The following is an 11240-nucleotide window of genomic DNA, read 5'->3' as shown; positions in this document are numbered from 1 at the left end:
ACGGCCGGGTCTTCACCGCAGGTGTGCAGCAGGTTCCGGGCCCGCCCCCACACGGCGGGGTCCGGGTCACCGAGCAGGGCGGCCAGGGCGGTGGCGTCCCCGGGCACGCCCAGGGCCGACAGCCCGTCCAGGGCGTTGATCCGGACGTGGTGGTCCGGATCGGAGAGCAGGCGGGCGAAGGCCCGGGTGATCGCCGGCCCGCCGAGTCCGAGCCGGGCGGCGGCGACCGAGGCCCTGCGCCGTACGTCCGCATGCGCGTCGCCCATCAGGACGGGCAGCGCCTCCGCGCCGGCCTCCGGGACGCCGAGCCGGCCCAGGCCCAGGGCGGCGGCCGCGCGCACGGCCGGGTCGGGGTCGTCGGCCGCTTCGGTGAGCACACGGACGTGCTCGGCCCGGCCGATCCTGCCCAGCCCCTTCAACGCCGCGGCACGCCGCTGTGGATCCGGCTGCGCCGACTCCCGCAGGAGAAAGGCGATCTGATGGTCCTCTCCCATGAACACCCCCGCATAGACAGACCATCGGGGGAGGCGAAGGTTGCCCACGTCCGAGGTGCTCCACCACATCGTGGTGGAGCACCCGGCTCCCGGTGGGGCGGCGGATCAGGACGACTGGGCGCTCTGGTACAGGTTCTGGGCGTCCGTGCCGAAGTACGGGCCGTACATGGAGTTCGGGAAGAAGTTGTACTTGAAGCTGTTCACCGAGGACTGCAGGCCGGTCCCGGTGGCCTCGCTGAACTGGGTGAACCAGGGGCCTCCGCTGGAGCCTCCGGTCATGTTGCAGGTCAGACCGTGGTCATTGGACAGCAGGAAGTCGCGGGTGGTGGTGCCGCTGCAGTAGATGAACTTCTCGCCGTCGTACGGCGCCGCGGCCGGGAAGCCGAAGGAGTACATGGCCTTGTTGTAGCCGGTGTTGAAGGCCAGGCCCTGCCCGCCGACGACGTCGGTGAGCCTCTTCCCGTCCAGCGGGGCGACCACGGCCGCGCCGATGTCGTAGTTGATGTCCTCACTGGCCGTCCACTGCGGCGTGGACAGGGTCTTGGACGCGGCCCAGGTGCCGTACGGGCGCTGCCCGTCGCGGTAGCCGGGTACGAACACCCAGTTGGTGTGCCAGGCACCCTCCATCTTCACGCAGTGGCCCGCGGTGAGCACGGTGCTCTTGTTGGCACTGGTGACGGCGTTGCCGGAGCAGGACGCGGTGCGGCCCTGGTAGCTGAAGAACACCCGCCCCGCGGTCTTGGTCACCGCTCCCCCGCCGGACCAGGGTCCGCCGCTGTGCGGGAAGGCCAGGGGGCCCGCCGCCGAGGCGGGCGCGCTGGGGGCGACGACCTTCGCCTTGCCCGTGCGCGGCGCCGGTGCCCGTACGTCGGAGCGGTCGACGGAGAGGAGGTCGAGCGGGGTGGCCTCGCGCATCCGCTGCGGGGTCCAGAAGGCCAGGGCACGTTCCTGCGCCGAGAGGGTCGTCGCGCCGGAGTCCGGTGCGGCGCTCGCCGGTGCGGCGGTGACGCCGGTCGCCAGGAGTGCGGCGATGCCGGCGAGGGCGCCGAGGACGGAGCGGCGGGCGGGGATGCCGGACGGGCGGGGGCTGCGGGGTCGGCCTATCACGCGGTCTCCTTCTGCTGTGGGGGCCGGGCGGCGGGAAGCCTCCACCCGGTCAGGCAGGGGTGTCACTGCGGACGGTCAGGGGGCAGCGTGCCACCGGGAGGCCGAAATGGACAGGTGCATGTCATGACGTTGGCCGAAACCGCACGTACTCTCCACGCGGAACGGGACATCCGGACACAGAAGAACCCGGCCTCACGGTGGAGACCGGGTCCTGGGAGTGCGCGGCTGGTGTCAGAGGATGGGGCCGGAGCCGCTGGGGCCGCCCGGCTGGACGCGCCCGCGCCAGGCGCCTGATTCGACTCCGCGCTCCTCGATGTACTGCTTGAAGCGCTTCATGTCGCCCTTCACCCGGCGGTCGATGGTGCCCATCACGTCCGCGGCCTTCTCCACCGCTCCGCTGGGCTCGATGTCCATGACGAGCTCCACCCTGGTGTGGGTGTCGTCGAGGCGCTCGAAGCGGACGGAGCCCCTCTGGTGCGTGTCCCCGCTGGTCGTGCGCCATGTGACCCGCTCGTCGGCCAGCTGGTCGACGATCTCGGTGTCGAACTCGCGCCGTACCCCACCGATCTTGGTCGTCCAGTGGTTGTGGCGGTCGTCCAGCTGCCTGACCTCCTCGACGCCCTCCATGAAGTTCGGGAACTCCTCGAACTGCGTCCACTGGTTGTAGGCGGTGTGGACGGGGACGTCGACTTCCACGGTTTCCTTGATGGTGCTCATCTGAATGCCTCCGTATCTCACTGATCGACTGCAGGAGGCCCATCGGCCCACACAGGTCCGGGCCCGCAGGAGACGAGTACCCGGGATGCCCGGGTTGCCACATCGGATGTGATCAGCCGACGGCAGTGACGGAAGGTGCAGACGAGCTGTGCCGGGCGGTCGGCGTGATCAGAACCGGTCGTGCTGCTGCGGCTGCCCGTACGCCTGGCCGCTCGGGCCGCCGGTGCTCTGGGTCTGGAGCTGCTCCGCCTGCTCCTTGGTCACCTTCTGTTCCGCTCCGCAGAAGGTGCACTGCGTCAGGTACTTCGTGGAGATCGGGAACAGCGGGACGAAGAACAGGGTGAACTTCGTGATGCGCTTCCTGAGCGTGTGAGCGGCGGGGTTCCCGCACTGGCCGCACACCAGCGTCAGTATCGCCAGCTGGTAGAGGTAGCCCTTGGTGCCGAAGATGATCACGTGTTCGGTCCTTCCCGGTCGGATCTTCATCCAGTGTCCTTCATCGCGGGCACACCGGGGGTCCGGGCCCCTCGTTCGTGTGGAGAGCGCGGCGCGCGCTGGTCCAGTCGGGTGACGGCGGGGCGGGTGCCCCACGGTACGCCGATACGGTTCCGCGGTGACCTCGATCTCACCCGAAACGCAGTCCGTGCCCACCGACGACCTGGGATCCCTGGTCGTCCAGTCCTGGCGGGGCACGACCCCCGACGGGGACGTCCCCTACCTCCTGGCCTGCTCCCTCGGAGACGGCGCCAACGGTCCGGAGGGCACGTCGAAGGCCATCGAACAGCTGCTGCTGAGCGCCGGGCTGCCCCTGGGCGAGGGTCTCGTCCACGCGGTCCAGCGGCCCAGCCTGCCGGTGAGCCTGCTCGTCGTGCCCGGGTCGGCCGTCCTGACCGTGCAGCATCTGAAGTCGCAGTTCGTCCCGCCGGAGACCTGGCTGGAGGCGGTGGGCCAACTCGGCTACGCCTACCTCATCTTCACCACCCGGCCCTGGCCGCAGGGCGCCGAGCCCGGTGACGTCGCGACGCTCGCCGCCTTCACCTCCGACGAGGGCGCGATGGCCGCGGCGGCGCATGTCGTCCTGCCCGCCCGCAGTCTGCGCAGCTGAAGCGCGCACAGCCCGGGCCACGTGAGGGTGGCCCGGGCTGTGCTGTGTCCGGGGTCAGGCGGAGAGGGCCGTCAGCACCACGGACTTGGCCTCTTCCTGGACCCGGCCGAGGTGGTCGGGGCCGAGGAACGACTCGGCGTAGATCTTGTAGACGTCCTCGGTGCCCGAGGGGCGGGCCGCGAACCAGGCGTTGTCGGTGGTCACCTTGATGCCGCCGATGGCTGCCCCGTTGCCCGGGGCCTCGGTGAGCACTGCCGTGACCGCGTCCCCGGCCAGGGTGTCGGCGCTGACCTGGGCCGGGGAGAGCTTGGCGAGCAGGGCCTTCTCCTCGCGGGAGGCGGGGGCGTCGATGCGCGCGTAAGCCGGCTCGCCGAAGCGGGCCGTGAGGGCCGCGTAGTGCTCGGAGGGGGTTTTCCCGGTCACCGCCGTGATCTCCGAGGCGAGCAGGGCGAGCAGGATGCCGTCCTTGTCGGTGGTCCACACGGAGCCGTCCCGGCGCAGGAAGGACGCCCCGGCCGACTCCTCTCCGCCGAAGCCGATGGTGCCGCCCGCCAGTCCGTCCACGAACCACTTGAATCCGACGGGCACCTCGACCAGCTCCCGGCCCAGGTCGGCGGCGACCCGGTCGATCATGGCGGAGGAGACCAGGGTCTTGCCGATGCCGGTGGTGGCCGGCCAGCGGTCGCGGTGGCCGTAGAGGTAGGAGATGGCGACGGCCAGGTAGTGGTTGGGGTTCATCAGGCCGGCGTCCGGGGTGACGATGCCGTGCCGGTCGGCGTCGGCGTCGTTGCCCGTGGAGATCTGGAAGCGGTCACGCTGTTCGATGAGCGAGGCCATCGCGTACGGCGACGAGCAGTCCATGCGGATCTTGCCGTCCCAGTCCAGCGTCATGAACCGCCAGGTGGGGTCGGTGTGCGGGTTGACGACGGTGAGGTCGAGGCCGTGCTGTTCGGCGATGCGGCCCCAGTAGGCCACCGACGCCCCGCCGAGCGGGTCGGCTCCGATGCGGACGCCGGCCGCGCGGATCGCGTCCAGGTCGAGCACGCCGGGCAGGTCGGCGACGTAGGTGCCGAGGAAGTCGTAGCGGCCGGTGGTGGGGGCCGCGACGGCGCGGGCGTACGGGACGCGCCGTACGTCCTTCAGTCCGCCGCGGATGATCTCGTTGGCCCGGTCCTGGATCCAGGAGGTCGCGTCGGAGGCGGCGGGGCCGCCGCTGGGCGGGTTGTACTTGAAGCCGCCGTCGGCGGGCGGGTTGTGGGAGGGCGTGACGACGACGCCGTCCGCGAGGCCGGTGGTGCGGCCCCGGTTGTGGGCGAGGATGGCGTGCGAGACGGCCGGAGTCGGCGTGTAGCCGTCCGCGTCGTCGATCAGCACGGTCACCTCGTTGGCGGCGAACACCTCCAGGGCGGTCACGCGCGCGGGCTCCGACAGGGCGTGCGTGTCCGCACCCAGGAAGAGCGGGCCGTCGATGCCCTGACCGGCGCGGTACTCGCAGATGGCCTGGCTGGTCGCGGCGATGTGGTCGTCGTTGAACGCGGCCGCCAGAGACGATCCGCGGTGTCCGGAGGTCCCGAACGTGACGCGCTGGCCCGGGTCGTCCAGGTCCGGGCGGCGCGCGTAGTACGCGGTGACCAGCCGAGCGACATCGACGAGATCCTCGGGTCCGGCCGGACTTCCCGCTCGCTCGTGCTGCATGGGCCCGCTCCTCCGTAGGGTTGATCGTTCGCTTGCGGTCTCATCCTTCCTCGTCACCGTGGTGCCGCGCGAGAGGGGCACCACGGTGAAGGACGCAGGGGCACCACGGTGAAGGACGCAGGGGCACCACGGTGAAGGACGCAGGGGCACCGGCCCACGGAGGAGGGGGGCGGGCCGGAGCACGGGGAGGCGGCGCCACGGACCACCGGGCCCCCGGTGGCGCGCCGCGCCGCCTGCTTCCCTCGCGCCGGCACGTCCATCGCGCCGGCCGTACTCAGATCCGCCCGCCGGTGAGCCGGGTGAGGGGGCCGTGCGCCCCGCGTTCGGCGCGGCGGCCGACGGCGTAGGACGCCGCGCTCAGGGCGGTCAGGCCCGCTCCGACCCCAGCGGCCACGAGCTTGCGGTGGGCGATGACCGTCCAGGCCGTCTTCGCCGTGCTGGCGACGTGGCCGGAGGCCGTGACGACTGCCTGGCGGCCCGCCTCGACGCCCTTGGCCGCGGTCTGTGCGGCCGCCTTCGCCGTCTCGGTGGAGCGCTCCGCGCCGGACTTGGCGGCTGACGCCGCCTCACCGGCCTTGCCCGCGGCGCCCTTCGCCGCCTGGGACGCCGAGGCGGTGGCCTTGTCCGCCGTGCCGCGGGCCTTGGACTCGGCGGTCCGTACGGTGGTCGTCTTCTGATTCGCGCGCTTGTTCTCTTCAGTCATGGACACCGACTTGCCTCTGACTCCGGCGGCAAACACATTCGGGCGCGCACCGACCGGGCGGAGGTGTGCCTGAGCACCGCGCCGGAGGGGTAGGCGCATGACACAGGCAAGCCACATCACCACAGGAAGGAAGGTGCGTCATGGCCGGAATGCTGAATCGCATCAAGGAGTTCGCCAAGAGCCCGCAGGGGCGGCGGGCGGCGGAGCAGGCACGGCGGGCAGCTGCCGACCCCCGCAAGCGGGCCCAGGCCCAGCGCCTCCTCGGCAAGCTCCGGGGCCGCGGCCACTGACCGGGCACCTGTTCCTCCCGTTATCCAACTCCTCGGGCCCGTAGGTGTGTTCATGCCCGGCTTGGGCACTTGAGCCGCACCATACACACCTGAGAAGGAGCTGGTTCGATGGGCAGGGCGGGAAACGGCAGGCGGGTCTGTGCCTTAGGCGTCGCCGGAGCCCTGGCGGGGACGGTGCTGGTCGGCTGCGGCGACGACGGTGACTCGGGCGACGGCGCACAGGGCACCTCGGCGTCATCGAGCGCCGGCGCCCGGGAGCAGGGCACGCAGGCGGTGCGGTCGGCCTACGACAGGACGGCCGAGGAGGACACCGCCAAGGTGAAGCTGCGGGTGCAGACCTCGGCCCAGGGCGCCTCGCAGACCGCCGACGGGCAGGGCGCGGTGGACCTGGACGACGGCGACAGCGTCATGACGCTCACGGTGCAGGGGCAACAGATCGAGCAACGAGTGGTCGACCAGGTCCTCTACCAGAAGATGCCCAAGGGCAGTACGCCCGGCGGCAAGCCCTGGATCAAGATCGACCTGAGGAAGGTCGCCGCGCAGCAGGGCACCGGCGACCGGTCCATGAGCGATCCGGCGCAGTCCGCCGCGTACGCCAAGGCGATCACCGACAAGGACGTGACCAAGAAGGGCACGGCCACGGTCAACGGTGTGGAGACCACGCACTACCGCGTCTCCGTCGACGTCGCCGAGCTGCCCAATGGCGAGACCCTGCGCAAGCAGGTCGGCCCGACCCTGCCCATGGACGTCTGGCTGGACGACGAGGGGCGGATGCGCCGTCAGCAGATCGACATGACCCTCAAGGCCCCGGAGGCGACGCAGCGGTCCTCCGCCGACGCCTCGTCCGCGCCCGGGAAGGTCACGGTGCGCACGGTCATGGACTTCACCGACTTCGGTACCGAGGTGGAGGCGGGCGAGCCGCCGGCCGGGCAGGTCACCGACATGACCGGCAAGGCCCTGGAGCAGGGCAAGCGGCAGAGCTGACCGGGTCACCCCGCCGCACGGCCGCGGAGGCGTCGTACGAGGTCGTCTGCGGCCTGCGGCCACCCGGGGTGCTCGAAGGCGAAGCCGGCTTCCAGCAGGCGGCCGGGGACGACACGGCGGCTCTTGAGCAGCAGTTCGGTGTCCGAGCGCAGGACGAACGCGCCGAGCTCCGCCATCCAGCGGGTCGCGGGCAGGCCGACGGGGATGCCGGACGCGGCCCGCAGGGCGCGCATGAAGGCCCGCTGCGGCACGGGGCCCGGGGCGGCGAGGTTGACCGGGCCCTCGATGCCGTCCCGGGCGACGAGGAACTCGACCGCCCGGACGAAGTCCCGGTCGTGGATCCAGGACACGTACTGGGCACCACCGGCGACCGGGCCGCCGAGACCCAGCCGGGCCAGGCGCAGCAGGACGTCGAAGACGCCTCCGCGGTCCGGGCTCATCACCATGGCGGCGCGCATGGCCACCTTCCGGGTGCGCGGGGTGTCCGCGCCCTCCAGCTCGCGCTCCCAGGCCTTGGCGATGTCGACGCTGTAGCCCCAGTAGCCGGGGACATCGGGTTCGGTGCCGCCGATCACGCCGGTGGCCTCGTCGTTGGGCGCGTCGAAGCGGTGCGCGTAGACGGTCGCGGTGCTCATCTGCAGCCAGAGGCGGGGCGGTCTGCCCGCCGCGGCGACGGCTTCGCCCACGACCCGGGCGGAGTGGACGCGCGATTCCGTCATCTGCCGGAGGTTGGCGGGCGTGTAGCGGCAGTTCACGCTCCGGCCGGCCAGATTGACCACGACATCACAGCCGTCGATCTCGGCCGCCCAGGGCCCCTGGGTCGCACCGTCCCACAGCACTTCGCCGGGCCCGGCGGGGTGCCTGCTGAGCACCACGACATCATGTCCCGCAGCGCTCAGCGCGCGCTTCAGGATCGTGCCCACCTGTCCGGTGCCGCCGGGCATCACGAACTTCATGAAGGCCTCCCCCTCGCCGTGCGAGAACGACCCTAACCCACATTTGAACGTGTTCAAAAGATGGGGAGGCAGGTCTTAAGCTGCGCAGATCCGCCATCGGGCAAGATGGGGCCATGAGCGTAGTCAAGATCAACGTGCTGACCGTGCCCGCCGAGCAACGGGAGACGCTGGAGAAGCGGTTCGCCTCCCGTGCGCACGCCGTGGAGAACTCGGACGGGTTCGAGTGGTTCGAGCTGCTCCGCCCGGTGGAGGGCACCGACACCTACCTCGTCTACACGCGGTGGCGTGACGAGGAGTCGTTCCAGGCCTGGATGGAGGGGCCCATGAAGTCCGCCCACCAGGGCGGCGGCGAGGGCGGCGAGCGGCCGAAGCCGGCGGCGAGCGGCTCGACGCTGTGGTCCTTCGAGGTGGTGCAGCAGGCCGGGCCGAAGGAGGCCTGACCGGCGGCTCGACGTACGGGGTCCCCCATGCCGCGAGCATGGGGGACCCCGACGTCCCGGGGGCGTCGTGCGGCGGCTCTCAGCCCCGGCGGGAACGTGTGGGCACGGCGGTGCGGCCGACCGCGGCCGCCAGTTTGCGCAGCCGGCGCCAGTCGAGCCGCGGGGGCGCCTCGGGCACTCCGGGCCGGTTGCGCGGCACCCGCACCCGCAGGGCGCGGCGCGCGATGCGGCAGTGGACGGGGGCGGGCATGGTGAGCGCCTCGCCGTCCAGGCCGACCTCCAGCTGCGGCTCGTCGGCGTCGACGACGACGCGCTGGGCGGTGAGCACGGTGAGCCCTTCCGGGCGCGGGGACAGCAGCAGTTCGGCCGCTTCCACGGCACTGTCCACGCGGACGGCGAGCATGCCCAGCCGCCCGGAGTTGAGCCGCTCGCGCCGGCCGAATCCGAAGGGGTCGTCCATGCGGTAGGCGTTGTTACTGACCAGGACCGCCTGCGGGTCGGAGACGATGATGCCGTCGGCGGTGGCCGTCAGACGCGGGCCGCTCTGCCGGGTGAGGAGGTCGGGCAGCCGTTCCAGGGCGGCGCCCACCTTGTCCTCGCGGTAGCCGGGGCTCTGGACGACGGCCCCGTACACACCGAACGAGGCGTTGTTGACGAACGGGCGGTCGTCGGCGAACCCCAGGTCGACGCGGAGTTCGACGCCGTCGGTGAGGGCGTCGAGGCAGGTGGAGGGATCGTCCCGGTCCAGGCCCAGGTCCATGGCGAAGTGGTTGCGCGTGCCGGCGGCGATGACGAGGAACGGCAGGCCGTGTTCCACGGCGACGGCGGCGACCAGCGCCTGGGTGCCGTCACCGCCCGCGACCCCCAGGAGGTCCGCTCCGTCGGCCACGGCGGCCTTGGCCAGGGCCGTGACGTCCTGGTGCTGGTCCGGGTCGAGCAGGACGACCTGGGCGCCGAGCGCCTCGGCCTTCTCCCGCAGGTTGAACTTCTCGACCTTGCCGCCACCGGAGCGCGGGTTGAGCAGCAGGAAGGGGCGCAGTGGCGGTGGCGTGCGGTACTCCTTGACCCGCACGGACCGCAGGCCCGTGCTGCGCAGCGCGTAGCGGCCGCTCCACACCGCCCCGCACCACAGGAGCAGGGACAGGACGACCACCCACAGCAGGTTCGCCGCGGCGAAGGCCGTGACGAGGCCGGCGGGCGCGACGACGGCCAGCGCGGCGGCCGCGATGCGGACCACTCCCCGCCGTGACAGGACCCACCAGAGCGCGGCCGCGGTCAGGGCGAGTCCCGCAAGGCCCGCCACGAGCAGGAGCAGCCCTCGCAGACCGCCGGAGACGAGCGGCAGCAGAGCCGCCAGGGCGGCCGCGGCCAGAGCGCCCCTGGCCGCCCATCTCTGCCGGCGGTGAAACCGTTCGTCCATCGCCGATCCCATCTCGTCCCTCCGCTCGAAGGCCGGCGCGGGCGGATCCCCGAGACCGCGCCCGGCCATGACCATGGTGCCCGCCGACGCGTCGGCTCCGCCACTGCCGTTCCGGATGACTCCCCCGCCGCGGACCCCGTCGGACGCGAAGATCCAAGAGGGCGGAGCCACCGGTAGCGTACGCGGCCTCACGAAGGCGGTTCCGCGCGCCGGGCGGCTCGGTCCGGGACATCGAAACCGTAAAGCGATGGCGTTCGGCCTGAAGATCAGGAAGGCTCGCCCGCATGGTCTCTGTGGTGCAGAACGTGGCGATCGACTGTGCGGATGCCTACGCGCTGGCCCGCTTCTGGAGCGGGGTGACCGGCCGTCCCCTGCATCCGGAGGACCGGCCCGGCGACCGGGAGACCCAGGTGGTGCTGCCGGAGGGCCCGGTGCTGCACTTCAACCAGGTCCCCGAGGCCAAGACGGTCAAGAACCGGATCCATCTGTGCCTGCGCCCCGAGACGTCGCGCGATCAGGAGGTGGACCGGCTCCTGGGACTGGGTGCCACCTTCGTCGCCGATCACCGCAACCCCGACGGTTCGGGCTGGGCGGTCCTCGCCGATCCCGAGGGCAACGAGTTCTGCGTCCTGCGCAGTACGTCCGACCGAGCCGCCATGAGTTCCTGACCAACGGCGGAGAAGATCCTCGGCCCGCCAAGAGGTGCGGAACCGGCGGCACCGGCGAGGCCAGAACCGGCTGGGGACATCCTCGACGAGGCCAACGCGACGAGCGCAAGCTGGATTCCCGTCCGCCTCGTCGTGACCGACGAGGCGGACGAAGGAGGGACGTACGCCTTCCACGTCGCCGAGGAGGGCGAGCCGTACCCGCTGAAGACGGTGTACGAGAGCGCCGCGCAGCGCACCACCACATCGTTCAGCGGTTTCGACGAGCCGCTGAACCTGCGGGCGCCGAAGCGGGCGAGGTGCTGGGCTCCGGGAGCTGAACACCCGCGGGACGGCAGCGCTTTCCGTTGGAATCCGGGCGTCAGGCGCCCGAGTGGGACGAATCGTCACACCAGGGCTTGACGGGGCGGAGCCGGGATCGGCCTACTGGAAGGCGCAGCCGGCCGAGTCGGGGGTCTGATGGTGCGGCGACGTTGGGCAGCGGCGGTGGGTCTGGTGGCCTGCCTGCTGATGCTGCTGCACCTCGTCACCCCCGGGTTCGCGGACGAGGCGCGCTCGGCGGTGCCGGTCACGGCGGCGGCGGACGCCACGGAGCCGGGCGCGGCCCCGAGCGCCGGGGCCGAAGGGGCCGAGGAGCCCTGTCCGTGCGAGGAGGAGCCGTCCG

At 71.9% G+C, this 11240-nt stretch carries 13 protein-coding genes and 1 pseudogene; 6 read left to right on the top strand and 8 right to left on the bottom strand.

Annotation, left to right across the window (positions count from 1 at the left end):
* From GTY56_RS26515 to GTY56_RS26500, 4 genes are all read right to left on the bottom strand, one after another.
* The coding region (locus GTY56_RS26515) for a HEAT repeat domain-containing protein (protein WP_202510774.1) at positions 1-494 on the bottom strand (494 nt) is incomplete at its 3' end.
* Positions 495-599: 105 nt separating this feature from the next.
* Complete coding sequence (locus GTY56_RS26510; protein WP_161367834.1) at positions 600-1601, bottom strand: trypsin-like serine peptidase; 1002 nt, start codon at positions 1599-1601, stop codon at positions 600-602.
* A gap of 231 nt (positions 1602-1832) precedes the next feature.
* On the bottom strand, positions 1833-2318 hold the full coding sequence (locus GTY56_RS26505) for an SRPBCC family protein (protein WP_161367833.1): 486 nt from the start codon (positions 2316-2318) through the stop codon (positions 1833-1835).
* A 168-nt stretch (positions 2319-2486) separates the two neighbouring features.
* Positions 2487-2774, bottom strand: a complete 288-nt coding sequence (locus tag GTY56_RS26500; RefSeq protein WP_346345589.1) for a zinc-ribbon domain-containing protein — start codon at positions 2772-2774, stop codon at positions 2487-2489.
* Positions 2775-2931: 157 nt separating this feature from the next.
* Here GTY56_RS26500 and GTY56_RS26495 point away from each other — a divergent pair, with 157 nt between their 5' ends.
* A complete protein-coding gene (locus GTY56_RS26495; protein WP_161367831.1) occupies positions 2932-3423 on the top strand; it encodes a DUF5949 family protein in 492 nt (163 codons plus the stop codon).
* Between the two features lie 54 nt (positions 3424-3477).
* Here the strand turns inward: GTY56_RS26495 and pgm are convergent, their stop codons facing one another.
* Together pgm and GTY56_RS26485 are read right to left on the bottom strand one after the other, a co-directional pair.
* A complete protein-coding gene (gene pgm / locus GTY56_RS26490) occupies positions 3478-5118 on the bottom strand; it encodes a phosphoglucomutase (alpha-D-glucose-1,6-bisphosphate-dependent) (protein WP_161367830.1) in 1641 nt (546 codons plus the stop codon).
* 274 nt (positions 5119-5392) lie between these two features.
* Positions 5393-5821: a hypothetical protein gene (locus tag GTY56_RS26485; RefSeq protein ID WP_202510773.1), complete on the bottom strand. Its 429-nt coding sequence runs from the start codon at positions 5819-5821 to the stop codon at positions 5393-5395.
* Positions 5822-5961: 140 nt separating this feature from the next.
* Here GTY56_RS26485 and GTY56_RS40070 point away from each other — a divergent pair, with 140 nt between their 5' ends.
* Both GTY56_RS40070 and GTY56_RS26480 read left to right on the top strand, forming a co-directional pair.
* Positions 5962-6111: a hypothetical protein gene (locus GTY56_RS40070; RefSeq protein WP_167345921.1), complete on the top strand. Its 150-nt coding sequence runs from the start codon at positions 5962-5964 to the stop codon at positions 6109-6111.
* A gap of 108 nt (positions 6112-6219) precedes the next feature.
* Complete coding sequence (locus GTY56_RS26480; protein WP_161367828.1) at positions 6220-7095, top strand: SCO4651 family lipoprotein; 876 nt, start codon at positions 6220-6222, stop codon at positions 7093-7095.
* Between the two features lie 5 nt (positions 7096-7100).
* On the opposite strand, the gene GTY56_RS26475 is transcribed toward GTY56_RS26480, so the two are convergent.
* The gene (locus GTY56_RS26475) at positions 7101-8051 is read right to left on the bottom strand and encodes a DUF1731 domain-containing protein (protein WP_161367827.1); all 951 of its coding nucleotides are present in this window, start codon (positions 8049-8051) and stop codon (positions 7101-7103) included.
* Between the two features lie 113 nt (positions 8052-8164).
* Here GTY56_RS26475 and GTY56_RS26470 point away from each other — a divergent pair, with 113 nt between their 5' ends.
* Positions 8165-8491 (top strand): antibiotic biosynthesis monooxygenase family protein, encoded by a 327-nt coding sequence (locus GTY56_RS26470; RefSeq protein ID WP_031113632.1) that lies wholly within the window; start codon positions 8165-8167, stop codon positions 8489-8491.
* Between the two features lie 79 nt (positions 8492-8570).
* Here the strand turns inward: GTY56_RS26470 and GTY56_RS26465 are convergent, their stop codons facing one another.
* Positions 8571-9923, bottom strand: a complete 1353-nt coding sequence (locus tag GTY56_RS26465) for a diacylglycerol/lipid kinase family protein (RefSeq protein WP_161367835.1) — start codon at positions 9921-9923, stop codon at positions 8571-8573.
* 272 nt (positions 9924-10195) lie between these two features.
* Here GTY56_RS26465 and GTY56_RS26460 point away from each other — a divergent pair, with 272 nt between their 5' ends.
* Together GTY56_RS26460 and GTY56_RS40065 are read left to right on the top strand one after the other, a co-directional pair.
* Positions 10196-10579: a VOC family protein gene (locus GTY56_RS26460; protein WP_161367826.1), complete on the top strand. Its 384-nt coding sequence runs from the start codon at positions 10196-10198 to the stop codon at positions 10577-10579.
* Positions 10580-11035: 456 nt separating this feature from the next.
* Positions 11036-11240: pseudogene (locus GTY56_RS40065) on the top strand (hypothetical protein); the annotation flags it as partial.

It is taken from the genome of Streptomyces sp. SID5643, assembly GCF_009872555.1.
Lineage (GTDB): Bacteria > Actinomycetota > Actinomycetes > Streptomycetales > Streptomycetaceae > Streptomyces > Streptomyces iakyrus.
The sequence above is the reverse complement of the archived record's forward strand: the minus strand, read 5'-3'. Positions and strand labels throughout refer to the sequence as shown.

What these genes read in the sequence shown, in the direction of transcription:
- GTY56_RS26505 (WP_161367833.1), bottom strand. Translation starts at nt 2,318, where the DNA reads ATGAGCACCATCAAGGAAACCGTGGAAGTCGACGTCCCCGTCCACACC.
- GTY56_RS26480 (WP_161367828.1), top strand. Translation starts at nt 6,220, where the DNA reads ATGGGCAGGGCGGGAAACGGCAGGCGGGTCTGTGCCTTAGGCGTCGCC.
- GTY56_RS26460 (WP_161367826.1), top strand. Translation starts at nt 10,196, where the DNA reads ATGGTCTCTGTGGTGCAGAACGTGGCGATCGACTGTGCGGATGCCTAC.
- GTY56_RS26475 (WP_161367827.1), bottom strand. Translation starts at nt 8,051, where the DNA reads ATGAAGTTCGTGATGCCCGGCGGCACCGGACAGGTGGGCACGATCCTG.
- pgm (WP_161367830.1), bottom strand. Translation starts at nt 5,118, where the DNA reads ATGCAGCACGAGCGAGCGGGAAGTCCGGCCGGACCCGAGGATCTCGTC.
- GTY56_RS26465 (WP_161367835.1), bottom strand. Translation starts at nt 9,923, where the DNA reads ATGGGATCGGCGATGGACGAACGGTTTCACCGCCGGCAGAGATGGGCG.
- GTY56_RS26470 (WP_031113632.1), top strand. Translation starts at nt 8,165, where the DNA reads ATGAGCGTAGTCAAGATCAACGTGCTGACCGTGCCCGCCGAGCAACGG.
- GTY56_RS40070 (WP_167345921.1), top strand. Translation starts at nt 5,962, where the DNA reads ATGGCCGGAATGCTGAATCGCATCAAGGAGTTCGCCAAGAGCCCGCAG.
- GTY56_RS26485 (WP_202510773.1), bottom strand. Translation starts at nt 5,821, where the DNA reads ATGACTGAAGAGAACAAGCGCGCGAATCAGAAGACGACCACCGTACGG.